Genomic DNA, 24,267 nt, shown 5'->3' with positions numbered 1-24,267 from the left:
TCTTAATCATACTGCACAAACACACATTATTGAAAACAAGATGATATTCACAAAGAAAAAGAAAGACATATCCGCTGACAGCAATAAGCCGCAATCGCTTTTCGAGCGTCTGAAAAACAAGGCTCTGGACATCTGGGAGTATTGTTCGAAAGGCGTATGGGAAGACAAGCGCGACACGCTTAAAATCCGGATTGTCAAGACTCTGAATCTGACAATCAGGACGTTCATGAGTGCCGATCTGCAGTCAAAAGCCTGTGCGATGACATATCGCACTTTGCTTGCGATTGTGCCGGCGCTCGCACTGCTTTTTGCCATCGGACGCGGTTTCGGATTTCAAAATCTGTTGCAAAATCAGGTTTATCAGTACCTTCCGTCACAACGCAAGGCTCTCGAAATGGCCTTCTCTTTCGTTGACTCCTGTCTCGCACAGGCTTCGGAAGGCATCTTTGTCGGTGTCGGCATCGTCTTCCTGCTATGGACCTTGATTTCACTGCTTGACAGTGTTGAAGAATCATTCAATAATATCTGGGGGATTACTGCAGACCGCCCGCTTGCCCGCAAAGTGACTGACTATCTTGCTATTTTCATCATACTGCCGGTATTGATGATCTGCTCAAGCGGCCTACAGATTTTCATGTCGACCACCATCCAGAAACTCCTGCCGTTTGCAGACATCACGCCATTCCTCGGCGATCTTCTCGACCTTGCGTCGGTGGCTTTGTCATGGCTGTTTTTTGCCGGTGCCTACATGTTGATCCCCAACACAAAAGTCCGTTTTCAAAACGCTCTTATTGCAGGAGTCCTCGCCGGAACAGCATTCCAGATCCTACAATGGCTTTTCGTTACCGGGCAAGTCTATGTGGCCAAGTACAATGCTATTTACGGCAGTTTTTCTTTCCTTCCCCTTATGCTGATATGGATGCAGCTTTCATGGCTGATCACACTGGCCGGAGCGCTCGTCTGCTGCTCGTCACAGAACATCAACATGTTTTCTTTCGAAAAACAGACCGATTCCATATCTTCCGGTTATCACCGCAAGGTGTCAATCGCCATGCTTTCTGTGATTCTAAAACGCTTCTGCAAACAGGAAAAGCCTTACAATATTTCGGAGCTATCGGCTCAATTCCTTATTCCTCCGAAACTCTCTGGTCTGGTTGTCAACAAACTTATTGAGTGTAACCTGATTGTAAGACTCGCGGTAGCTGACGGGAGTCCGGATGAAACTGATCCGCCCCTCATACCAGCCACTAGCCCGGAGCATTACACTCTCGGCCATGTGCTTGAGGTCCTTGACAATCATGGAGAATCGGACTTCATTCCTGAATTCGATCAAAACTTCAGATTGCTGACCGGCATTCTTGATAAACTCTCCGCTCAGATCGAAAATGAAGCCGGTGACATTCGTCTGGCCGACATACAGGTCAACAATATAAAATAGGAAATATCAACATCTCCCTCATATCAAATTTCATTAACCACAAAATTTAACTACCAATCATGAAAGAAGTCATTGCAACAACCGCGGCTCCCGGAGCCATCGGTCCTTACAGCCAGGCAATCAAGGCAGGCAACCTGCTCTTCTGCTCAGGCCAGATCCCCGTTGACCCTGCCACCGGCACCGTGCCAGAAGGCATCAAGGCTCAGACCGCCCAGTCGCTCGCAAATGTCAAGGCCATCCTTGCTGCCGCCGGTGCAAGCATCGACAATGTCGTAAAGACAACCGTATTCCTTGCCGACATGAGCCTTTTCGGAGAAATGAACGAGGTTTACGCCCAGAATTTCAACGAGCCTTTCCCTGCCCGCTCGGCTGTAGCCGTGCGCGAACTTCCCAAGCAGGTTCTCGTTGAAATCGAAGTCATCGCGGCTCTCTGATCTCCGCTTTTAAAGAGGCTGCTCCTGTCGGTCACCATGAAGTCCTGACAGGGGCAAAAAACAATACGGACAAATCCATAAATTCACATTCTGTGAATCCGGGATCTGTCCGTATTCTATTTAATCTATATCTGTGTTATTATCCAGAATTTATTCGGTGCCTGAAAGGTCGACGGCATAGATGCCGCGCTTCCCGGTGGGATAGACACCACGCAGGATCATGACCTTCTCATCGCCGTTGCCTTTCATAATTGCCTTATACATTTTCTCGGCATCTTCAGGAGTGCTTATGCGAGAATTGTTGATCGAGGTGATGATGAAGCCCTCCTTGACACCGGCGTCATGGAAGCGGCCTTTTGAGAGGCCGGTCACCTGCACACCGTTGCTGAGACCAAGCTGACGAAGTGTGGACTCATCAACTTTCTTGAAGGCACATCCGAGGTCCATGATGTCAGCCGCCTTGGTCACCTGAGTTGTGCCCTGCAGGTTGCGGAGCTGTACGTTGACCGAGTTGGTCTTGTTGTCTCTGACATAAGTGACCTTGATCTTGTCGCCGGGACGGTATTTGGCTACCTGTTCCTGAAGCTGGGCCACGTTGTCGGTAGGTATATCGTTGATGCTTATGATAACGTCATTTTTCTGCAGACCGGCTTCTTTGGCAGAACTGCGGTCACTGATCTCTCCGACATAGACACCCTTGGTCACAGCGGTGATGCCATGCTCTTTTGCAATCTCATTGGTGAGTTCTGAGATCGAGACTCCGAGAACCGCACGCTGCACAGTGCCGAACTGCTTCAGGTCACTGACAATTTTTTTGACAATCGAGGTCGGGATGGCAAACGAATAGCCGGCATAGCTTCCGGTCTGGCTATAGATCGCTGTGTTGATGCCTATGAGCTCTCCGGCAAGATTGACAAGCGCACCACCTGAATTTCCGGAGTTGACAGCCGCATCTGTCTGGATATACGATTCGATGTTCATCCGTCCGTGGCCTCCGCTACCGATGCTGCGCCCTTTGGCTGACACAATGCCTGCTGTGACAGTTGATGTGAAGCCGAATGGATTACCTACGGCAAGCACCCACTCTCCTACTTTGAGAGCCTCGCTGTCGCCCATCGGGATCACAGGCAGGTCTTTGGTGTCGATCTTGATCAGAGCGAGGTCTGTAGTCGGGTCGGAACCCACAACAGTGGCATCGAATGTGCGGTTGTCATTAAGAGTAACCTCCAGGCGCTCGGCCTCGTCAATCACATGATTATTAGTGACTATATAACCGTCAGAACTGATGATCACACCAGATCCAAGTCCGAGGGGCTGCTGTTTAGGCTGCTCCTGCTGAGGTTGGCTGCGACGGCCCCCGCCTGGAGAGCCGAAGAAATATTCGAAAAACGGATCATCGAAAAATCCGCCTCCCTGCTGCTGACGTGAATAGCCGCGCGGAGTGGCATAGCTCTTTATAGAGACAACACCGTTGATGGTGCTTTCGGCAGCCTTGGTGAAGTCGGATGTGTTGGCCGGAAGCTGAGAAACTCTTGTTACCTGCCCCTGAGCCTGGGCAGAGCCTGCAAAAAGTTCATTGAAACTCTGCGCTTCCTCCGCGGGGAAAAGCACCTGTTTCATCGCATAGGCTGTGATGGCCGAACTGACTACCGCTGTCGCGGCAGCGAGCATAATGATTTTGCTGCTTGATTTCATTTGCTTTACTATAATTTTTGTGCTTACTCTGTTTTTTTGTACGATGTGAATTCTGATGAATGTCATTTCTGACTATTAGACGGCAAAAAGTGTGCGTTGTTACATCGCTTGAGGCCAATTACTGACAGGTTTAAAATAATTTAAGCAGAAAATTTACGTTTTTAAGATATATTTACCACTCCGACCGATATTTGTAACTGTCATTTGACGGCTTACTGTCACAAAAAATGACTAAATTTGCGTCATGATGTCACGTTTATCCATTTCAATCCTCGTCTCCGCTTCAATAGCCTGCTCGATGCTGTTTGTATCGTGCGGAACATCGCGTTCGTCAAATGCTACGGTATACAAGACCACACCTGCCGGCACCAGGGGCTCTCGTCCTGACAAAAAGACATTCGACATACCTGCGTCACTGGCACCTCAGTCACACGCGTTGCTGACAGAAGCCAAACGTTGGATCGGGACACCATATAGATATGGTGGAGAAGATCGCAACGGAGTGGACTGCTCCGGGCTGGTGCTCAACGTTTACCGCAGCGCTCTTCAGCTCAAACTGCCACGCAACTCCGCAGCTCAGGCCGACTTCTGTAAACCGCTGTCGAAAGCCATGCTTATGCCCGGAGACCTCATTTTTTTTGACACCGCAGGAGGCGGAGGGAAAAAAATATCTCACGTGGGGATATATGTGGGTGACGGTATGATGATCCATTCATCGTCATCAAAAGGCGTAATAGTCAGCGATATCAATGCCGACTATTTCAAGCGGACCTTTGCCGGAGCCGGGTATGTGGAGAAATACCGAGACATGATAGCCTCAAACACTCCGAAGCCAAGCCCGGCTCAGCAGCCATCAAAAAACTCCGGTGCGGTAACTGTCGAGAAACGCAACGAGGCAGCGGCAGAAGAACCCTTCACTCTTTCACCCGTGACTTCGCCGCCTACGCGCAAGGTCACTCCTGCCGCTACCGGCACTCCCAAAACAGCCGAACCGACTCCGGAAGAAGCCCGAAAGAAAGTGCTCAATACCCTGATAGAGCAAAAACTCGACTCTATTTTCAACCGATAAGCCACCTCCTCCGCCACACCTATATATTATATGAACAGAACAATCGCCCCTCAGGTCCACAATTTCGGACCACTGCATCTGACGTCCCCCCGTGTAATCCGCCTGCATAACGGCATACATATATATATAGAAACCGGAAGCGAGGCCGATGTCAACCGTCTCACCATCGCACTGCCCGGAGGAGGAGCCGAAGAGCCTGTGGCAGGCCTGGCATCCTGCACTGCGTCACTTCTCGCCGAAGGGACCAATCATTACAGCGGAGCAGACATCGCAGCCCGGCTGGAATATGCCGGCGCGTGGACCGGAACTTCTGTTTCGACTCACCACACCTCGATCACCCTCTCCAGCCTCAACGACAAATTTGCAGAACTGCTTCCTCTGTTGATCGACATAGTATTCCATCCCATATTCCCGGCAGAGGCTACCAACGGCATTCTGCGCAGAAGGGCCGCAAGGATCGACATCGAACGCCGCAAGGTGTCATTTCTCGCAGACGAAGCCATACGGCCGCTGGCCTATGGCGCAAGTTCCCCCTCGCCCGCTCTGAATCTGCAGAACAGATCCTCAGTCTGACCCCTGACCAGCTCCGCGAATTCCACTACTCACGCCTGTCGTCCAATGACATCCATGTATTCCTTTCAGGTAATATCACACCACGGATAGAGGCACTCGTTACCGATACATTCTCGCGCATCGCCTCAGGCACAAGCTTTGGCATGTCATCACTCAGTTTCGCCCCGCCAGCAGAAAGTCCACGCGAAGTACTCGTCGAACTTCCAGGATCCCAACAGAGCGCCGTGAATATGATGATTCCGGCTCCGGGAAGGCTTGACAGCAGTTTCGTGTCATTGCGCTGCGCCGTCACAGCCCTTGGCGGATATTTTGGAAGCCGCCTGATGCTTAACATACGCGAAGCCCGCGGCCTGACCTATGGCATCTCCGCCTCACTTTTCGGCTATCCTGAGCGCAGTTTCATAAGCGTGGCAACCCAGACCGCCTGCGATTCCGTAAAAGACGTGCGCAGACTCATTCTCGAAGAAATCGAGCGGATGAAAGACCCGGCATCCTATACCGAAGACGAACTCATGCGTCTGTCCCGTTTTCTGCTCTCAGGACTTGCCGCAACTCTTGACACACCATTCAGCCGGATGGATTTTTTCAAGACAAAACTTTATGCCTCGACACCCGATGACTACTTCGAAATCCAGGAAAACTTCGCCAGAAGGCTCGATCCGGCAAATACTTCATCAAAAGAAGCCGCAGAACTGCTTGTCTCAACCATAGCCGATAACTTCAATGTTTCCAGGAGAATAACCGCAGTAGCCGGTCTATAAAGAAATTTTCGCAACAACTATTTTGCAAAAACGCGCAAAAAAGTTTCCGAAAAATTTGCACAGTTCAACAAAACTCCTTAACTTTGCACCCGTAATCAAGAGAGCTATCCAACAGAACATTAAGAGAAATGATCTAAAGCTCTTAAGTGTTACAAATTTGGAGAGATGGCAGAGTGGTCGATTGCGGCGGTCTTGAAAACCGTTGAGGGTCACACCTCCGGGGGTTCGAATCCCTCTCTCTCCGCAATAAAGCCTGATTATCAGGCTTTTGTTGTATATACACCCAATTTTACACCCAGTTTTGGGCGTGAGATTGGGTGTTTTGTTTGGGGCTTAAAGGGAGAAAAGAAGGGAATAAAAATTTTTATTCTCCCTTTTGTTCCTTCCAAAAAGAAGGAATACGGCTCTACACCCACTTTAGTTTAGAGCCGTATATATAAGGTACGATGATAAAGTAAAGCGTCAGCCTAGGATTTCTTTTAAGGCTTCTGCAAATTCCTTGTTCTTTTTGCTTGGTGGATCGCTTATGGGTTCACGGTATTTTGAACGGTAATATTCTTGTTCAATGCCTGTATTCCGGAGCATGGCTCCAATCCACTCGCTGCGCATACCTTTATCAATCTTTTCGCTTAGCTGATGGATGAGGTAGCAAACTCTTACTTTCTCATTCCTGCAAACCTCCAAAGGCTTGGAGGCTTGATGCAGGTTAAGTGCATGGAAAAAATCAATGGCTGCCATATCTTCAAACTGCCGTCCATTACAGAGCTCATGGACGGACACCAAAAGCGACATTGATAAATACACTTCAGTCCGTTCGGACTGTTCTTTGTTCTTTTCTACAGGTTTATTATAGTATTTTTCTATGACAGGCAGTAGACCATTGCATTTAAGATATATTAGCCTGAAAATATCGGTCGGTACACTCCATCTTTCCTCTTCGAGGCTTTTCCGCTTTGCGTAAAAGTTTTGAAGCTTCGCTTTCTCCTTTTGGTATTCTGCTGTCAGCTTGTCTACCCTTCGTTCCAACACGGCTGCTTCATCTTTCGACATACCATTGAACGGAGTCATTTCATACGAATTAGAGGCTTCTTTTAGTTCGTCGCTTGCTGCCTGTGTTTTCTTTTGTTGGGCTTGAATATCCTTATCGACGTATGACAACGGTTTGTCCCAAAGAAATCTCAAATCCCTACAATCATAGTAGATGCTGTTATCATTATATAGCGTTACAATTTTGTCTAAATCGGTATGTAGACTTTTAAGAACAATCTCCATACGCTCCGCTGGTGCTTTCAGAACCAAGTCCATTATTCCAGATTCTACATCGTGAACAGAAGGGAAAGAATTGATAATAGCAACCAAGGTCAAGGCATCTTCACAGGCGATGCCACTGGAAAACCCAGGCTCGGATGACCCCTTAGACCAGGTTGAATTGACCCCTGAAGCCAAAATATCACTGACCCTTTTGCCCAATATAAAAATGACCCCTGTCGACGTAATGTCAGCAGGGGATTTTATATGTATCTTTGAATTCCGTTTTGGCCGACGGGGGATATAATTCAAAGAAAACATGAACACAAAGTTAAAAAACATTCTCCTATGTCACGCATCAGGGATGGGCATAAAATGCATCAGTAGTGCCTTTGACATATCCCGGAACACGGTGCGCCGCTATGTGAGAATGTATCAGGACAGCGGTATACCCGCTGAGAAGCTGCCGTCGCTGAGTGATGCGCGGCTACAGGAACTATTTGCCATACCAGGGGCGAGGGAACGTAAACCGTCGGAGCGGCAGGTCAGGCTTGAAGCCCTATTGCCCGATTATGCGGCGCGACTTTCTCGAAAGGGCATGACGGTCAAGAAGTTGTATGAAGAGTATCATACCGGCCATCCCGATGGCTATCTGAAGGCATCTTTCGGGATGAAACTCAGGCAGTTCATGCTGCAGACCAACGCCATCGGGCATGTGGAGCACCGTGCCGGCGACCAGATGTATATCGATTTTGCCGGAGACAGATTGGAAATAGTCGATGAGGCAACAGCCGGGATACGAAAGGTCGAGGTGTTTGTGGCGATACTTCCATGTAGCCACTACACACAGTGTGGACGCAGAAGAAGGAAGATCTGATAAAGGCCTGCGAAAACGCCATCCGTTTCTACGGCGGCGCACCATGTGCGATTGTGCCTGACAACCTGAAATCTGCCGTCACGCGCAGTGGCCGCGACGAGCCGGTCATAAATCCTGACTTCGAATCCTTTGCCGAGCATTACGGCTGCGCCGTGGTGCCTGCCCGTGTGCGGCATCCAAAGGACAAGGCCCTGGTGGAAAATGCAGTAAAACTGATGTATCGGTCTGTGTACGTAGACCTTGAAGGTCAGATTTTCCATAATCTGGAGTCGCTTAACGAAGCAATCCTCAGGTCTCTGGAGAAGTTCAACGCGCGTAATCTGACGCGTCGAAAGGAATCACGCCGTCAGCTCTTTGAGGCTGTGGAGCGGGACAATCTCCGGCCATTGCCTGCGAACCGCTATCAGATGAAACAGCGGGCTGTCGCGACAGTACAGCGTAACAGCTACGTAACTCTGCACAAGCATCACTACAGTGTGCCTGTGCAATATGTAGGCAAACGTGTGGAACTGGTCTACGACACTGACACGATCGACATCTTTCATGGCTTTACCCATGTGGCGACGCATCACCGCAACGATACTCCGTATGAATATACAACGAAACCGTCACACAATCTGCCCGGACGCAAGGGGAGCTGCGAGAGCGACATTGCGGAACTGCTTTCACGTGCGGCACAGATCGACAACATCGTATTGCACTATCTGCGGGCTGTCATCGAGGACAGGCGTTATCCGGAACTTGCCTTCAGAGTCTGCCGTGGCATCATGAAACTTGAGAAAAAGTATGGACAGAAACGGCTTGTGTCAGGATGCGCCGCGGCAATGGACGCACGCCTTTACAGTGTCAGCGACATGGTGGACATACTTGAGTCCGGAGCCGATGCGGATTATTTGCCGGGGGCTGATGCCGACGGCAATGACCGTCAGACACCATCCCACCGGAACATACGCGGTAAAGAATATTTTGCCGCAAGCATAAAACTATCAGCCAACAACAACGAACAACATGGAAACGAACAATAAAACCACGCCAATAACAGCGGAGAAAGACCGCAACTCCATCTCTCTGGATCTGATGCACCGTATGCGCTTACACGGCATGTCGGCAGCGTTTTCCGAAAATCTTCAGGCCACATTCGCCGAGACAATGACACCTGACAGCTTTCTGAACTGGCTGTTATCCAGAGAATGGGACTACAGGGCCGCACGCAATATTGAGCGCCTGGTGAAAAACGCAAACTTCAGATACGACGACGCGTCGGTGGCGCAGATTGACTATAACCTTCCGCGTGGCCTGGATCGTAATCAGATGGAGCGTCTCGCATCGCTGGACTTTATCCGTAAAGGTGAAAACCTGTTCATCACAGGCTGTTCGGGTACGGGCAAAAGCTATCTGGCAACAGCACTGGGATACGAGGCATGCAAGGCCGGTATGCGCGTGCTGTACGCGAACGCATCCAAACTGATGGGAACCCTGAAAATCGCCAAAAACAAAGGAACAATCGAAACGGAGCTCAAGAAACTCGAAAAAACGCAGCTCCTGATCCTCGACGATCTCTTTCTGGTGCCTCTCGATGCCAAGGAACGCGCACACCTTACGGAAATCATCGAAGACCGCCATGGTCGCAAATCAATCATCGTGACATCACAGCTCCCCGAACTGGACTGGTACGAAGCAATCGGTGACTCCACAGTAGCAGATGCAATACTTGACCGCATTGTCCACACTGCTCATCGAATCACGCTTACCGGCGAAAGCGTCCGTAAGCTTAAAGCTATAAAAAGCAGATAAGACAAAATAAAATTGACCCCGTCGGCCAGAACGTTTTCAGGGGTCAATTCAAAATATTTTCAGGGGTCAATTCAACCTTGGTCTAAGGGGTCATCCGAGCCTGGGTTTTCCAGTTATAAAGTCGAGAGATATTTAGAAGATAAAATCAAGTCAAAATGGTTATGTTGGATATTATCCATTATCATAACCATTATTGTCATTGTTATCCCAGTGCTCGTTATCAGGATTTTGATTGCAGGAGATTAATGTATAAAACTTTATCGTAATTCAGAGTAGCTTGTTGTTCGTGGCTGCAACTATCGCCTCGGAGATATTGCGCACATCAAGTTTCTCGAAGATACGTTGACGGTATTTCTTGATGGTGTCGGGTGACAGGCAGATCTTATCGGCAATCTCCGACATGGTGTAGCCCTGTATGGATAGAGTAAGCACCGATTTTTCGCCGTCGGTCAGCACGAGCATCTGCCGTTTGTCCCAGCGACGTGTGGTCAGATTGTACTCAAAGAAATCAGACGAGCCTACGCGGTGCATCTCAATATGTCCGGACTCGGTGTGTGTCGAAGCCGACACCACGCAAAGGGCGAGCCATATCCGCCCGTCCGAGGTGAGGGCAAGCGGAGTTAGCTTGTGGTTGACAAGGATCCTTCGCCCGTCGTTGAGGATATGGAAATCGTAGGAGATGTACCAGTCCTTACGCTCATTGATCGGAATATTGTTGTAGAACGAGAAACCTGCCCTGTTCAGTTCAATGAGCATCGGCTGTTCATCCTCTGGCACATAACGTGAATAAAAACGGTAGCCGAGTGCCGTCATCCGCTCCGGCGGCAGTCCGCAGAGAAACATCGGATTGGGCGACACATACAAGAAATTCTGCCTGAAATAGTCAATGATATAGACGCTCTGATAAGTCGAGCGGGAGAACGCCTCAGCCGACCTCACATATTCCGACACACGGCTGTAGTCAAGCTCCTTCGGGAGCCTGACCTCATTATCAGGTATGAAGAAATCGTCAGTTGTTTTCAACATAAGTTTATCTTATCCTACAGTGATGACTGGCTGACCGAAAAAGGCGGAGAGCATCGCGAGGGTGGAAAGGGTGAAATTATGCTGTCCGCTCAGCCACTTGGTAATTTCACATGGACGCTTACCAAGCGAACGGGCAAACTCGGCCTTTGACAGTCCTTTTTCTTGCATAAGCTCGTAAATCCTATTGGAGACAGCTATCTCCATAGCTACTTCCTTATGAATAGAAGCCGGTATCGAGTCCACTATTTTGTTATATTCTTCAAATGCAGTTTTCATATGTCAAAGGTTTTGTCGGTTTCAATTTCATTTTCGGAAATGGTGATGGTTCCGTCCTTTACACCATCTTTGATAAGCTTGTCAAAGTTTTGCAGGGTGACTACAAATCCGCGCAGCTCATCGTCCTCGTCGTATGTACGTGTTTTCTTAACTCCTCCATTACCGAGAATAAGGATGCTGTCTGATAGACGCAGACAATATAAGCGCAACTTCGACTTTACGACCGGGAGTGCACAAACCCTATCACTCATCTTTCCCTCCGGTCTGAAGAATCGTTCAAGAGCACCAAGGTCAGCGATACTTTCAACGAATTTGGCTATACGGGCCAAATCCTCATTATAGGTCGCATCATTCTTAAAACGGTTATAGAAACGGAGATACTCACCCTTATCCTCAGTGATAAACTGAATGGTGTAGAGGGTGCAATTACGGTCTTTGTTCAGCTGTATAAGTTCTGCTTCACTCATAATCGATATGTGCTTTGTCTTTGTAAACGCAAAGGTACGAAAAATGTTTTACTTATAAGTAAACAAATAGGGTGTTTTTTTATAGTTTCATTATGATTTCAAGGACTTCGTTGAGTTTATCTGTGGGAAGACGCTTGATGTAGTTGGCGCGGTCATCGAGGTTGCCACGGATATGAGTGAGGACTGCGAGGTGAGCATTGACGGAGGTTGTATCGCCTTCGAACATTTCAAGATAAGCTTCACGCGTCGGTATGCCAAGACGAATTCTTTCATCATCGGTAATGGCATGGTCAAAGACGGTTTCAACACCGTGACTATGGCTGTTGTTGAGAAGATTCATCTTTTCCCTCTTGCTTTCGTCGTCAAATTTGACGTATTTCATCATCATGTTGGCCGTAGTATGCCCTGTGACTGCGCGAATATCCTCCGGTGACATTCCTTTACGGAGACAAAGGGTTGTAAAGGTTCTTCGGGCGCAGTGAGAGGCCAGTGCCTCATATTTCTTTACAGTGGTTCGTGTCCGAGAGCGTCCGTTTTGTGTTTCTATAATCCAATCGCCTGTCATTCCGGCAAGTTTCCCGACTTCTTTTAGATGTGAATTGAATTTTTGATTTGATATTTTGGGAAATATTCTCGGATCGTCCTCATCAGGTGCGGCTGGGTATTTTGATAAAATACGCATGGCGTCTTCTGCAAGGGGAATTCTTTTTCGTTGTCTGGTCTTCTGCGCTGTCGTATCAAGTATATCCCCATCCATATTTGACCTTTTTAAGGCCATGACTTCCGAGAACCTTAGCCCTGTGAAACAGCAGAACACAAACACATCCCTTGCCCGATCAATAGCTTGCCTATGGGTAGGAAAAGTCATAATGGACTGTAATTCCTCCGGAGTAAGAGCGAAATGATTTACTGCTGTATCGGAAGTTGTCTCATCATGGAAACGTTGCTGATAGCTTTGGTATTTGATATTGCGGTTATAGCCCTTTTTAGTGGCCCAGTTAAGGAAAGTCTTGATATCCTTCATGGACTTGAACACATAGCTGTTGGAGAGCCTCTTGCCGATTAGGTACAGCTCAAACTTTGCAAGCAGTTCATCGTTGATGTCTTCAAAATATAATGTGGCTCGAAAACCCGACAGATGCTTCCGCATGGTCTTATGCTTTGTCAGCGTACCTTTTGACCATTGAGCGGTGGCAGGAGTCTCTTTTATTTCTTTTTCCCTTTCATCAATAAGAATATCATAAGTCTGGCATACTGTCAGTCGGGTGCACCTCTCTTCATCGAGTATCTTTTTTACTTCCTCTCTGACTGTGGCCGGAGTAGCCTCTTCCTCTCTCAGCTCTAATTGAGCAAAAGCATCGTCAACGGCAGACGCAATCTTAATCAGCCGTTGATTAATGTCTGAGGCAGACACATCATCACTGTTGAAGTTGTTGCGCTTCACTTTTTGAGCCTTTTCATCCCATTTTGCCGGGGCAATCCGATACCCAGAGTAATACCATATACGCTTGCCGCCAAAAGTAATGTCGGCATTTATCGGCATTTCCTCCGGGAAGTTTCCATTTTTATCTTTACGCTTCTCCAATCGGAAGCTGACGCGATGCTTGTATTTATCCATGAACGATTCTTTTGTATGTATTTGAGGCTGTCTCAATTTTACCCATACAAAATCACATACAAATTTTCATTCAATCAAGGAAACTACAATTTAAATTTCTTTATCATATATTATTGTAATTAGTTGATAAATAAGGATTGTTTCAGCATTATTGATTATCTATAAAACCTCATTATACTATAGTTTCATATCCCTCTCTCTCCGCTGAACTAACCGGACAATACCGGACAGCAAGCAGACAAGTCCCACAAATTCAATGATTTGTGGGACTTTTTTTTATTCCCTTGTGTCTGCCTTAAAGTACATCTTTTCGCCCCTAAAAGACAAAGTTCGTAACCTAACTCGTACCCCCGATAAACAAAAACGGAAAGGGGGTACAGATTGTCCGAAATTGGCGAAGTCCTGTCGCTATTTGGCTTGCCTGCATAGAACTCATTTTTAGAGAATTACAATAGTTTTACAACTTAAAAAGTGAGTTATGCAATCGACATTCAACATTTGCTTTTACGCAAAGAAAGACAAGCAGAAAGCCAACGGTGCGTACCCCCTTTTTTCTCATACTTGATGCCATCATCTTCATAGATGTCAGCGGCTGCCAGTGGCGACTGTTGCCCAAGGAGTACCCCAAATGACAGACAGTATAATACTATTTCCGACGTTGGGGAGCGATGGATGCATTTGCCGAGATTGAGGATAGTCTTGTGGAGGCGGTAAGACTTCGGAGAGGCGAATCTCCGCAACCCACAATTGGTGCGATTGACAGCGAAAGCTCCCGTTCAGCGTTGCCGCGTTCCCAAAAGGGGATTGACGGCAACAAGAAGGTTAAAGGGGTGAAGCGCAATATTATAACAGACAAGGACGGGGATATTCTGGAGGCTTCCACTACTCATGCCAATATCCATGATTCCAAATCCGCTTATGCCCTTCTGGCTATGCTTGCCATTGCCTTCCCTTGGACAAAACGCATATATGCCGACAGAGGCTATCGCGGTAATTTCATAGAGAAGGCCAGACATGATTTTGAGATTGATGTAGAAATTACACATTCAAATTATTCTGGTCAGTTTGTCCCGGCAAAGAAAAGATGGGTTGTGGAGAGAACTTTCGCATGGCTTGAAAACTTCAGAAGGCTATGTCGAAATTGCGAGGAAACGACAGAATCAGCAAATGAGATGCTATTACTGATTTTTTGACACTATTTTTCCATCAAAGGCTATGCCGGTTTAAGTTTTTTCGCTATCTTTGCACCCAAAATAATACTCTCTTTTAAAGAGATTCACACGCAATCTCTTTGTTGCTGTGAGACCTAACACTGTTGGCATATCATATAAACGCCTTTGCCTCAAGTCATATACCCACAGACTGGAGGGTCGGAAACTATTGCCGGCATTTTAGGGAAAGTTAAAAGCTACACTTTGGCACAACACACTGACATAACCCAAGATAGCATCCTTCAGCTACTCAACATTTTCCAGTCTAAGGCAGAATCAGCCTCCGGACCGACCGCAGCGAATTATAGAAAAGCGGTCATATGCCTGCGCTCATTCATAATCAGCCGGCCACCATGCGCTTCTCCTACTGATCTTTCCATTACAACAAAGTTTCTTGAAGATTGGTTCATATTCATGTTTTTCCGCGGGCTCACGGCAAAAACAAGTCTACATTATTTTGATCTAATTGCTGGACTTGCCAACAAGGAAATAACCGACGGAGAACTTATAATCCGGTTCAGGAATATCAAAGCAAGAATCAAGGAAATCGCATCAGAAAAATGGCGTATGCTCGTAACTGAGGAAAGCTTCAAACGACTGGTAAATTTAACAAAACTTGCTGACAGACAGCAGGACGAGGCTGGACTATATACAGACATCCTTCTTTTTTCGCTTCTCAACTGCGGAATGGACATTTCAGCTATTGCGAAATTGCAATATGAGGATATCCACAAATATAGCCCTGCGTGTCAGATAATTGCAGAAAGGCACATTTCGTCCAAACGGAAATATGTATTCCCTCTTGAGCAAAGCAGAAAGACACCCCGACAGATTGAAAAAACGCTCTCCGAAAAGCTTTCTCAGCTTCTTGGAGCCCGCAATATTATGATCATTGGAAATATTCAGGAGTGCATTCGCAGCTATTGGGCTTATGCAGCCCTAAAATGTGGTGTATTGCCAGAGATGATCATTAAGGCTCTGGGACACTCCCCTATCGGACTCCCGATTCTTGCCATCTGTTCTGAACGTAAAGAAGCTGTATCAGCAGAGCAAAAGCAACTGCTGTCAGACAGCGTGACTGACCTCTTCATCGGAAATCCGCCTAACTGGTATGCTATGCGACTGCGCCCCGGAATAAAGTTTGACAGATTGAAAGAACGGATTGCCGACTGCAAGAATGAGATTGTAACGCCAGAACTGTTCTATCCATGTCAAGAAATAGCTAAAAAGCTTGACCGTAAACTCGTTTTTGAAAAGCGGCCTATCATTCCAGATATCGTTTTCTTTAAAAGTTGTGTGACAGACATATTACCATTGTTCCACAAAATTGGAGACTTGGCATGGTGCTACAGAAACGGCGATACCTATGCCTCGATTCCTCAGGCAGCAATGGAAACATTCCAAAAAGCCATCGGCAAGTTTACACCAGATTATGAAATCGGACCAGTCGGTTCAATTGCTCTGCGCCCCGGCGATAGAATAGTTGTGGTCGGTGGAGCTTTCACCGGAAAGGAAGGAGAAATTATAGGCCAGTCTCTGAACGAAAATGGTGTGATTTACCGAATCATGCTCTGGGGTGACAACAACAACATCGAATGGCGTGCAAACGACTCGCGTCTGATTGAGAAAAAATCCCTGCTATAAATCAGCTAATAAAAACTTTACATATGCGCATACGATTCATCTCATCATGTTTTCTTGCAGCTGCGTTGCTGTTGGGGTCTTGCTCGACTCCGAAAAATATAACTTATTTTCCGGATCTTGGGACCGGTGCCGTGGTGCAGGCTGAGCGTCAGCTTGATATCAGGGTGAAGCCTGAGGATAAACTTTCGATTGTTGTCAATACGCAGGATCCGGCGCTGTCGGCTCTGTTTAATCTGCTGCAGGTCCAGAATCGTCTTGGAGGGACGACGTCAACGACAAAGAGCGTGGGCGATGCTTCGGGCGGCGGTAACGGTCAGGTGGCTTACTATACGGTTGATTCGGCGGGCGATATCAATTTTCCGGTGATCGGCAAGTTGCATATTGCGGGGATGACTCGCGAGCAGGTGGCGAATTATGTGGCTGAGCAGCTTGTCGGTAAGGATTTGGTGAAGGATCCGATAGTTACGGTTGAGTTTGCCAATACGGGTATCTCGGTTATCGGCGAGGTGTCGGCTCCGGGCCGTTATGAGTTTAACAAGGATCATCTGACGATCATTGATGCTATCGCGATGGCCGGCGATCTGACGATCAGCGGTATGCGTGAGAATATACTTGTGTTGCGCAATGTTGGCGACGGTAAGCAGGAGGCCTACAGGGTGAATCTGCTTGATGCGCAGAGTCTGGCTTCATCGCCGGTGTTTTATCTGCAGCAGGACGATGTGATCTATGTGGAGCCCAATGACAAGAAGAAGCGCGAGACGACGCCTAACGGTAATACACCGTATACGCCTTCGTTCTGGGTTTCAATGGGTTCAGTTGGTCTGACAGTAGCAACACTTATAATCACTCTCACAAAATAAGCAATGGCAGAGACTATCAAATCAGAGGTAAGGAAGAGTGTCAACGCGGGCAGCGCCGTGCCGTTGACGGATATATTGTACAGGACACTGCATCACTGGCCGTGGGTGTTGCTCTCGCTGGTGGTATGTGTGGGTGCTGCTGTGGTTTATCTGCTGTGCACTCCGAAGGTCTATACGACTACGGCTTCGATCATGATCAAGGATGAGGCTGCCGGTAAGTCGGCCGGGGCTGAGGATTTCGGCGATTTCGGGCTGTTTCAGAATAAGACTAATATACAGAATGAAATTACGACTCTGAAGTCGGCCGATCTGATGGAAGAGGTTGTGAGACGTCTGGATCTTGATATGAATTATTATATTCCGGGGCGTTTTCATGATGTTGTGGCCTATGGCTCGAATCTTCCTGTGAGGGTTGAGATGCCTGGGTTTGCTGAAAATGGTTCGGCGTTGTTCAGAGTTGAGGTCGACGGGGCCGGAAAGGTTTCGGTGTCAGATGTCAAGTCGGGTGACCTGAAGTCGGAAGAGCGGGTTCAGGGCGCTATGAACGATACGCTCATGACGGTTGTCGGGCCGATGGTGGTTGTGGCTGCGGAGGGTTATAAGCCCGGTGAGGCGGTGGAACTGAATGTTGTCAAAGCTCCGGTTTCGGCTACTGCCGGTGGCTATGAGAGCCGTATGGTGATAGCGATGAGCGGTGACAAGAGCAGTGTGATCAATCTGACGGTTACTGATCAGTCGACCCAGCGTGCGCAGGCGCTGCTGAGCACGCTGATCGGTGTCTATAATGAGTATTGGATTCGCGACAAAAATCAGATTGCTGTCTCGACGTCGAATTTTATCAATGAGCGTCTGGGTGTGATCGAGAGTGAGCTCGGAAATGTGGATTCGGATATTTCTTCTTATAAGAGTCAGCATCTGATTCCGGATGTCAGTGCGGCGTCGTCGATGTATATGTCGCAGAATCAGCAGATTTCGCAGCAGATCATGGATCTGAGGAATCAGCTGAAGCAGACGCTGTATATAAAGTCGTATCTCGGAGCTGCAAGCGATAACGAGAAGATGCTTCCGATGAATTCGGGTGTGGCCAATGTGGACATACAGTCGCAGATTACTGATTACAACAATCTGGTGCTTCAGCGTAATTCGCTGCTGGCCAAGTCGTCGGACAAGAATCCGCTGGTTGTCCAGCTGAACGAGCAGATGGATCAGATGCGTCATGCGATACTGGCGTCGGTCGATAATTCGATCAATGCTCTGAACATGCAGATTTCGAGTCTGCAGGGTTCGCAGGCGTCGACTACGTCGAAAATCGCTTCGAATCCTTCGCAGGCCAAGTATCTTCTGAGTGTGGAGCGCCAGCAGAAGGTGAAGGAGTCGCTCTATCTGTTCCTGCTTCAGAAGCGTGAGGAGAACGAGCTTTCGCAGGCATTTACGGCTTATAATACCCGTGTGGTCAATAAGCCGGCAAGTTTCGGTCCGACTGCGCCGAATACGCGCAATATATTGATGATGAGCTTTCTGCTTGGTCTGGCTATTCCGTTCGGGGTGGTCTATCTGATGGAGAGCAACAACACTAAGGTGCGCGGACGCAAGGATGTGGAGCATCTGGCTGTGCCTTTTCTCGGCGAGCTGCCGCAAGACGGACACGAGAAGAAGAAGGAGGCCGGCGAGGCGAACACGATCGTGGTCAAGGGTGGCAAGCGTGATATCATCAACGAGGCGTTCCGCGTACTCAGGACCAATGTTGAGTTTATGTGCAACAGTTCGGAGGGCAACAAGGTGATTGCCATGACGTCGTTTAATCCTGGTTCGGGCAAGTCGTTCGTTTCGATGAACTTAGGCATGGCTATCGCTCTGAAGGGCAAGAAGGTTCTGATTGTCGACGGCGATATGCGCCACGGTTCGACGTCGGCCTATATGGGTTCTCCAGCAAAGGGCCTGGCTGATTATCTGGGTGGTGCTGTGTCTGAGGTCGATACGCTGATTGTCAAGACTCCGGAGTGTCAGAACATGCAGGTGCTTCCGATCGGTTCTATTCCGCCCAATCCGACGGAGCTGCTTGAGTCGCCGCGTTTCGGTGAGCTGATCGGTGAGCTTAAGTCGAGGTTTGACTATGTTATCATCGACTGTCCGCCGATCGAGGTTGTGGCTGATGCTCAGATCATCGACAAGTTTGCCGACCGGACGTTCTTCGTGATCCGAGCCGGTCTGTTCGACCGTTCGATGCTTCCGGAACTCGACCGGCTGTATGAGGAGAAGAAGTATCGCAACATGTCGTTTATCCTCAACGGTTCCCGCAATGACCAGGGCCGCTACGGCTACAGCCATACCTACCGCTACGGTTACGGATATGGCTACGGGTATGGGTATAATTACGGCGGCGGGGAGAAGAAAAAATAAAATCAAGAAATAGTAACAATGAATATCGCAGTCGCAGGGACCGGATATGTCGGTCTGAGTATAGCCACTCTGCTGGCGCAGCACAATAGGGTGACAGCCGTTGATGTCATCTCTGAAAAAGTCGAGAAGATCAACCGGCGCATCTCGCCCATTCAGGATGAGTATATCGAGAAATATCTCGCTGAAAAGGATCTGGACCTGACCGCTACGCTTGACGGCAGGGAGGCTTACCGCGAGGCTGATTTCGTGGTCATAGCCGCTCCGACCAACTATGATCCGGTAAAGAATTATTTCGATACGCACTGCATAGAGGATGTTATCGATCTTGTGCTTGAAGTCAACCCCGATGCGGTGATGGTGATAAAATCCACCATCCCTGTGGGTTATTGCCGCAGTCTTTATGTGAAATATGCGGCCAAGGGGGTCAGCAGGTTCAATCTTCTGTTCTCGCCGGAGTTTCTCAGAGAAAGCAAGGCGCTGTATGACAATCTCTACCCCTCCCGAATCATAGTGGGCTATCCGAAGATTATCGACAATCCGGAGTTTGCAGAGGAAAATGATGCGATCCGGACTATTGCCGATGTCGAATTTCTTGAATCAAAAGCCCATGAGTTTGCATCGCTGTTGCAGCAAGGTGCTATAAAACAGGAAATTCCCACTCTTTTTATGGGCATGAAGGAGGCTGAGGCTGTGAAACTCTTCGCCAATACCTATCTCGCTCTCCGCGTCAGCTATTTCAACGAGCTTGATACATATGCCGAGGTTAAAGGCCTTGATTCCCAGGCTATCATCGAGGGCATAGGCCTTGATCCGCGCATCGGCACACACTACAATAATCCGTCGTTCGGTTACGGTGGCTACTGTCTGCCGAAGGACACCAAGCAGCTGCTGGCCAACTATGCCGACGTGCCCCAGCAGATGATGACAGCCATCGTCGAGAGTAACCGCACACGCAAAGACTTTATCGCCGATCAGGTGTTGAGAATGGCGGAGTGGTATGACTATTCCTCGGCCAACCACTTCGGATCTGCCAGCGAACGCCCTGTGACAATCGGTGTCTATCGTCTGACGATGAAATCGAATTCCGATAATTTCCGCCAGTCATCTATTCAGGGAGTGATGAAGCGTATCAAGGCCAAAGGCGCCGAGGTCATCATCTATGAGCCTACTCTTGAAGACGGTTCAACATTCTTCGGTTCTCGCGTCGTCAACGATCTTACCGAATTCAAGCGCCTCAGCAACGCCATCATAGCAAACCGCTATGATGTATGTCTGGATGATGCTCAAGGAAAGGTTTATACGAGGGATATTTTTAAGAGGGATTGATCCATATGACAGAATTAAACATACTTTTAAGGTGTCATATGTAAAATCATACACTTTGATGAATCAAAAGTTTTCCAAGGTCCGAGATTCTAATTTTGAATTACTGAGAATCGTTGCAATATCAATGGTTCTCATACTTCATGCTGACTTTTTTTCGCTTGAAGGTCCATCGGCGGCTGACATCATGTCTGATTTGTCAGGATCTTCAATGAGAATTTTAATTCAGGCTTTGACCATATCGGCTGTCGACATATTTGTAATGATATCCGGATATTATGGCATCCAACACTCTAAACACGGAATCTTTAACTTTTTGTTTCAGACGTTCTTCTACCTTATCATAATATATGTTGTTTGTATAGCCTGCGGATTGTCAAAATTAAACATGACCGGAATAAAGGAATTGTTCATGCTGACATCATCCAATTGGTTTCTCAAATCATATATTTTGCTATACATAATTGCGCCAGTACTAAACGCATTCGTCTCGAAAGCCAATAAGCGCCAATTCAAATTCATACTGATATCATACTACGCATTTATTCTGATATGGGGATGGCTATTCCCAACATCTACCGATTATATAGCCGGTGGCTATTCTCCCCTATTTTTTGTATGGCTGTATCTGCTTGCGAGATATATGCGACTTTATTCCTTCCGTCTCACCCAATTGACTTTTGTAACTGCTATTATATTTTACAGCATCACAGCCTTCTTTGTATTATTAATATGTATATCAACCTATTACATAGGGGGGGATGCTGTGTATGGCTATATTCTATTGCAGTATATATCACCCACTACTGTGGCAACAGCAATGTTACTGATCATAGCCACCTCCAAGCTACATATTTCAAGTAAACTGATCAATAGACTTGCCGCCAGCAGCTTTGCAGTCTATTTAGTATGTGTAAACCCAAATCTTTTAACTCCCTATCGCAATTTATTCAGCGACCTTTACCACACCTATTCCGATCTTATGTACTGGCTAATCGTGCTTGGCTTGGTCGCAATCATATATATTGCAATAGCGGTGATCGATACAATCCGAATCTTTTTATGGAAACGCATTGAACTGACGGTTTGAATAATGAAAATAGATAAAAGCCTCTCTATAAAGCTCACCGAAGTGAATGTGGTCATGACAATCTTGATTGTATGGCTTCATATAGCGCCGATTTTTAACCTTCCACAATGGGTGCAACAAATAGCAATCATTGCTGTGCCATGTTTTTGGACAATCTCTGCGTTTCTCTATTTCGCAAGTTTCGATTTCTCCTCTCCCTGGATGAGCTATAAGTCAAAACTGTTCACCCGCACCCGCACCATCTTAGTCCCATTCATAGTATTCAATATATTCGGACTTCTGTTCAGCCTGGCTTTGCTTCAAATCCATCCTGTCGATTATCATCCATTGGACGGAGTAAATGCGGGCAACTGTCTACAAGCACTATATCATAGCAAATGGAACGGCGCCTTATGGTATCTGCGAGCTCTGTTTGAATTTGCGCTCATTGCTCCATCAATCGGCTATATCATAAGGGCTACCAAATGGTCAATTCTTCTTGTAGTGCCGATATATCTGCTATGTCAATATGCTCCCTATTCAAGTTTTATCTACTGGATGGTAAATATATTCACAGGTGCCTATATAGCAATCTGGCACGAACAGCTAACTGTTTATTACACACGATACAAAAAATTATATATCAGCACGTTGATAATTATATTAGGGGGGGCAACAGTCGCTTGGTATTCAGGCATTTGTGATGATTATATGATACGAGTTCTCACAGCGCCTACTGTAATATTCCTGATAATGAATATTCATATAATACCTTCTACTGTGGCACTCGCTCTTGGTCCTTACACAATGTTAATTTATTGTCTTCATGGCAATATTATGCGCATCACAAGCAAAATCCCATCAATTTTCGGTGTAAGCTCCGAGTTTGCGGCTTTTGTACTTGCGGTAGCATTAACAATAATTGCGATTATAATCCTCCAGATATTTCTGAAAAAAAAACCAAAAACATGGAAACTGATCATGGGGGCAGATAGAAAAATCTTTATGAGCGAATTCAGACAAAACCTCAAACATGGCCTTCTTTGGACAGCTCTCGACAAGTATTCGGGACAAATTATAGCTATCGGCATATCAATGGTGCTCGCCCGACTGCTGACTCCCTATGACTACGGCGTCGTAGCTACAGCTTCGGTAATCATCAATTTTCTCTCTATATTTACGAGCATCGGCATAGGCCCTGCCGTGATACAGAAAAAAGATCTGAGCAATGAGGACATCAATCACATTTTCACGTTTACAGTAATCGTCGGTTTGGTTTGTGGCTGTATCTGTTTCGGAAGTTCTTGGCTGGTAGCCGAGTATTACAAGAACCCGATAATAGTCCCGGTGTTGCAGATACTTGCCATAGGTGTAGTCTTGAGTGCAATCAACATGGTACCGGCAGCGCTGATGTCCAAACATTTAAGGTTCAAGGAAATGGCAACCCGCAGCCTTGCTTTCCAGATTTTTTTCGGTTTGCTTGGCATCGCAGCCGCCTTCTATGGCGCCGGTGTCTATGCCCTGATAGTGCCGCCTATATTCGCATCCATATGCACCTTCCTTTATAACAGCCACTTCTACCCTGTAAAATTCAGATTGCATTTCTCTTTGACTCCAATCAAGAAAATATTCTCTTTTTCATCCTATCTCTTCCTATTTGAACTCTTTAACTATTTCTCAAGAAACATTGACAAAATCATCATCGGTAGATATATTTCCGAAAACGCACTTGGCTATTATGAGAAGTCGTATCGTCTCATGCAGTTGCCGCTCCAAAACATTACCGCTGTAATCTATCCTGTATTGCAGCCTGTATTGTCAAACTTGCAGGATAATCCCAAAGAAATCGGAGTCAAGTTCGCCAGCATAATATCGATGATCAGTTTGGTAGGATTTCCTCTAAGCGTAATTTTGTTCTTCTGCGCCCCGGAAATCATCACCGTTATGTTCGGTATCCAGTGGACCCCCGCTATCCCAGCATTCAAAATCCTTGCAATATCTGTTCCTTTTATACTCATTAACAATCCGACAGGACCGGTATTTCTAGCATGCAACGCCTCGAAAAGGCTCTTCTATACAGGTGTCATCAACACTTGCATAACCATCTCTGGATTTGTGATAGCCTCAATTATAGACAGAACTATCGAGATGATTGCATGGGGCTGGACCATTACAAGTATTATAAATGTACTGAATTCTTACACTCAACTATATGGACGCATAATTAAAATGTCTCCCGTTTGTGTGTTCCGCCACTTCATACATCCTTTGGTTTGCGCCGCACTTCTTATTGCGGCATATATCGGTTACGGTTACATTGATGTAAAGATTCCGGTCTTCCTTAATTTATGCTTAAAAGGTTTTTTAGGTCTGATCTTGGGCTTGACTTTCTATAATCTCATCGGAGATATTAACCTCAGGGAGATGACACGCGCACTATGGAACAAGTTTCGGCACAAACATGTAAACTAAAACGACAAATTA

Annotated in this window: 19 protein-coding genes, 1 tRNA gene and 1 pseudogene; 15 read left to right on the top strand and 6 right to left on the bottom strand. The window is 47.1% G+C overall.

Features of this window, described 5'->3' with window-relative positions:
* The first annotated feature begins 40 nt into the window (after positions 1–40).
* Positions 41–1,438 (top strand): YihY/virulence factor BrkB family protein, encoded by a 1,398-nt coding sequence (locus E7745_RS09705; RefSeq protein ID WP_136408738.1) that lies wholly within the window; start codon positions 41–43, stop codon positions 1,436–1,438.
* A gap of 59 nt (positions 1,439–1,497) precedes the next feature.
* The gene (locus E7745_RS09700) at positions 1,498–1,872 is read left to right on the top strand and encodes a RidA family protein (RefSeq protein WP_107031869.1); all 375 of its coding nucleotides are present in this window, start codon (positions 1,498–1,500) and stop codon (positions 1,870–1,872) included.
* 150 nt (positions 1,873–2,022) lie between these two features.
* On the opposite strand, the gene E7745_RS09695 is transcribed toward E7745_RS09700, so the two are convergent.
* Positions 2,023–3,567, bottom strand: coding sequence for a Do family serine endopeptidase (locus tag E7745_RS09695; RefSeq protein ID WP_107031868.1), 1,545 nt, complete (start codon positions 3,565–3,567; stop codon positions 2,023–2,025).
* 244 nt (positions 3,568–3,811) lie between these two features.
* On the opposite strand from E7745_RS09695, the gene E7745_RS09690 reads away from it, so the two are divergent.
* The 4 genes from E7745_RS09690 to E7745_RS09675 all read left to right on the top strand — a co-directional run bounded on the left by E7745_RS09690 (position 3,812) and on the right by E7745_RS09675 (position 6,214).
* Positions 3,812–4,636 (top strand): C40 family peptidase, encoded by an 825-nt coding sequence (locus E7745_RS09690; RefSeq protein WP_124075756.1) that lies wholly within the window; start codon positions 3,812–3,814, stop codon positions 4,634–4,636.
* A 30-nt stretch (positions 4,637–4,666) separates the two neighbouring features.
* Positions 4,667–5,209 carry an insulinase family protein gene (locus tag E7745_RS09685; protein ID WP_136408737.1) on the top strand — a complete coding sequence of 181 codons (543 nt, stop codon included), beginning with the start codon at positions 4,667–4,669 and terminating at the stop codon, positions 5,207–5,209.
* Positions 5,119–5,970 (top strand): pitrilysin family protein, encoded by an 852-nt coding sequence (locus E7745_RS14865; protein WP_240740404.1) that lies wholly within the window; start codon positions 5,119–5,121, stop codon positions 5,968–5,970. Before E7745_RS09685 ends, E7745_RS14865 begins: the two co-directional genes overlap by 91 nt.
* Before the next feature lie 159 nt (positions 5,971–6,129).
* A tRNA-Ser gene (locus tag E7745_RS09675) sits at positions 6,130–6,214 on the top strand.
* 218 nt (positions 6,215–6,432) lie between these two features.
* Here the strand turns inward: E7745_RS09675 and E7745_RS09670 are convergent.
* Positions 6,433–7,539 (bottom strand): hypothetical protein, encoded by a 1,107-nt coding sequence (locus E7745_RS09670; RefSeq protein ID WP_136408735.1) that lies wholly within the window; start codon positions 7,537–7,539, stop codon positions 6,433–6,435.
* Between E7745_RS09670 and istA the strand changes: the two are divergent.
* Both istA and istB read left to right on the top strand, forming a co-directional pair.
* Positions 7,538–9,120 (top strand): annotated as a pseudogene (gene istA / locus E7745_RS09665) (IS21 family transposase). The gene E7745_RS09670 and the pseudogene istA sit on opposite strands and share 2 nt — an antisense overlap.
* The gene (istB, locus tag E7745_RS09660; protein ID WP_136408734.1) at positions 9,104–9,889 is read left to right on the top strand and encodes an IS21-like element helper ATPase IstB; all 786 of its coding nucleotides are present in this window, start codon (positions 9,104–9,106) and stop codon (positions 9,887–9,889) included. The pseudogene istA and the gene istB overlap by 17 nt, the downstream one beginning before the upstream one ends.
* Positions 9,890–10,156: 267 nt before the next feature.
* On the opposite strand, the gene E7745_RS09655 is transcribed toward istB, so the two are convergent.
* From E7745_RS09655 to E7745_RS09640, 4 genes are all read right to left on the bottom strand, one after another.
* Positions 10,157–10,915: a helix-turn-helix transcriptional regulator gene (locus E7745_RS09655; protein ID WP_136408733.1), complete on the bottom strand. Its 759-nt coding sequence runs from the start codon at positions 10,913–10,915 to the stop codon at positions 10,157–10,159.
* 9 nt (positions 10,916–10,924) lie between these two features.
* Entirely contained in the window at positions 10,925–11,191 is a 267-nt protein-coding gene (locus tag E7745_RS09650) for a helix-turn-helix transcriptional regulator (protein WP_107033494.1), read from the bottom strand.
* The gene (locus E7745_RS09645; protein ID WP_107033495.1) at positions 11,188–11,658 is read right to left on the bottom strand and encodes a hypothetical protein; all 471 of its coding nucleotides are present in this window, start codon (positions 11,656–11,658) and stop codon (positions 11,188–11,190) included. The genes E7745_RS09650 and E7745_RS09645 overlap by 4 nt, the downstream gene beginning before the upstream one ends.
* 79 nt (positions 11,659–11,737) lie before the next feature.
* A complete protein-coding gene (locus E7745_RS09640; protein ID WP_107033496.1) occupies positions 11,738–13,276 on the bottom strand; it encodes a site-specific integrase in 1,539 nt (512 codons plus the stop codon).
* Positions 13,277–13,944: 668 nt separating this feature from the next.
* On the opposite strand from E7745_RS09640, the gene E7745_RS09630 reads away from it, so the two are divergent.
* The 7 genes from E7745_RS09630 to E7745_RS09600 all read left to right on the top strand — a co-directional run bounded on the left by E7745_RS09630 (position 13,945) and on the right by E7745_RS09600 (position 24,255).
* The gene (locus E7745_RS09630) at positions 13,945–14,469 is read left to right on the top strand and encodes a transposase (protein ID WP_107033498.1); all 525 of its coding nucleotides are present in this window, start codon (positions 13,945–13,947) and stop codon (positions 14,467–14,469) included.
* Positions 14,470–14,613: 144 nt separating this feature from the next.
* Entirely contained in the window at positions 14,614–16,131 is a 1,518-nt protein-coding gene (locus E7745_RS09625; protein WP_124076439.1) for a hypothetical protein, read from the top strand.
* Between the two features lie 23 nt (positions 16,132–16,154).
* Positions 16,155–16,991: a polysaccharide biosynthesis/export family protein gene (locus E7745_RS09620; protein ID WP_123400528.1), complete on the top strand. Its 837-nt coding sequence runs from the start codon at positions 16,155–16,157 to the stop codon at positions 16,989–16,991.
* A gap of 3 nt (positions 16,992–16,994) precedes the next feature.
* On the top strand, positions 16,995–19,391 hold the full coding sequence (locus E7745_RS09615; protein WP_136408732.1) for a polysaccharide biosynthesis tyrosine autokinase: 2,397 nt from the start codon (positions 16,995–16,997) through the stop codon (positions 19,389–19,391).
* An 18-nt stretch (positions 19,392–19,409) separates the two neighbouring features.
* On the top strand, positions 19,410–20,717 hold the full coding sequence (locus E7745_RS09610) for a UDP binding domain-containing protein (RefSeq protein ID WP_136408157.1): 1,308 nt from the start codon (positions 19,410–19,412) through the stop codon (positions 20,715–20,717).
* A complete protein-coding gene (locus tag E7745_RS09605) occupies positions 20,653–21,804 on the top strand; it encodes an acyltransferase family protein (protein WP_107033338.1) in 1,152 nt (383 codons plus the stop codon). The genes E7745_RS09610 and E7745_RS09605 overlap by 65 nt, the downstream gene beginning before the upstream one ends.
* A gap of 3 nt (positions 21,805–21,807) precedes the next feature.
* Positions 21,808–24,255 carry an oligosaccharide flippase family protein gene (locus E7745_RS09600; RefSeq protein WP_136408731.1) on the top strand — a complete coding sequence of 816 codons (2,448 nt, stop codon included), beginning with the start codon at positions 21,808–21,810 and terminating at the stop codon, positions 24,253–24,255.
* Positions 24,256–24,267: the final 12 nt, after the last annotated feature.

The organism is Duncaniella sp. C9 (genome assembly GCF_004803935.1).
In the GTDB taxonomy this organism is placed as follows: domain Bacteria; phylum Bacteroidota; class Bacteroidia; order Bacteroidales; family Muribaculaceae; genus Duncaniella; species Duncaniella muris.
This window is presented reverse-complemented; position numbering and strand designations above follow the sequence as displayed.

Excerpts from the sequence above, each read along its gene's own strand:
- E7745_RS09705 (WP_136408738.1), top strand. The coding sequence starts at position 41 with ATGATATTCACAAAGAAAAAGAAAGACATATCCGCTGACAGCAATAAG.
- E7745_RS09700 (WP_107031869.1), top strand. The coding sequence starts at position 1,498 with ATGAAAGAAGTCATTGCAACAACCGCGGCTCCCGGAGCCATCGGTCCT.
- E7745_RS09695 (WP_107031868.1), bottom strand. The coding sequence starts at position 3,567 with ATGAAATCAAGCAGCAAAATCATTATGCTCGCTGCCGCGACAGCGGTA.
- E7745_RS09690 (WP_124075756.1), top strand. The coding sequence starts at position 3,812 with ATGATGTCACGTTTATCCATTTCAATCCTCGTCTCCGCTTCAATAGCC.
- E7745_RS09685 (WP_136408737.1), top strand. The coding sequence starts at position 4,667 with ATGAACAGAACAATCGCCCCTCAGGTCCACAATTTCGGACCACTGCAT.
- E7745_RS09670 (WP_136408735.1), bottom strand. The coding sequence starts at position 7,539 with ATGTTTTCTTTGAATTATATCCCCCGTCGGCCAAAACGGAATTCAAAG.
- istB (WP_136408734.1), top strand. The coding sequence starts at position 9,104 with ATGGAAACGAACAATAAAACCACGCCAATAACAGCGGAGAAAGACCGC.
- E7745_RS09655 (WP_136408733.1), bottom strand. The coding sequence starts at position 10,915 with ATGTTGAAAACAACTGACGATTTCTTCATACCTGATAATGAGGTCAGG.
- E7745_RS09650 (WP_107033494.1), bottom strand. The coding sequence starts at position 11,191 with ATGAAAACTGCATTTGAAGAATATAACAAAATAGTGGACTCGATACCG.
- E7745_RS09645 (WP_107033495.1), bottom strand. The coding sequence starts at position 11,658 with ATGAGTGAAGCAGAACTTATACAGCTGAACAAAGACCGTAATTGCACC.
- E7745_RS09640 (WP_107033496.1), bottom strand. The coding sequence starts at position 13,276 with ATGGATAAATACAAGCATCGCGTCAGCTTCCGATTGGAGAAGCGTAAA.
- E7745_RS09630 (WP_107033498.1), top strand. The coding sequence starts at position 13,945 with ATGGATGCATTTGCCGAGATTGAGGATAGTCTTGTGGAGGCGGTAAGA.
- E7745_RS09620 (WP_123400528.1), top strand. The coding sequence starts at position 16,155 with ATGCGCATACGATTCATCTCATCATGTTTTCTTGCAGCTGCGTTGCTG.
- E7745_RS09615 (WP_136408732.1), top strand. The coding sequence starts at position 16,995 with ATGGCAGAGACTATCAAATCAGAGGTAAGGAAGAGTGTCAACGCGGGC.
- E7745_RS09610 (WP_136408157.1), top strand. The coding sequence starts at position 19,410 with ATGAATATCGCAGTCGCAGGGACCGGATATGTCGGTCTGAGTATAGCC.
- E7745_RS09605 (WP_107033338.1), top strand. The coding sequence starts at position 20,653 with ATGATGTATGTCTGGATGATGCTCAAGGAAAGGTTTATACGAGGGATA.
- E7745_RS09600 (WP_136408731.1), top strand. The coding sequence starts at position 21,808 with ATGAAAATAGATAAAAGCCTCTCTATAAAGCTCACCGAAGTGAATGTG.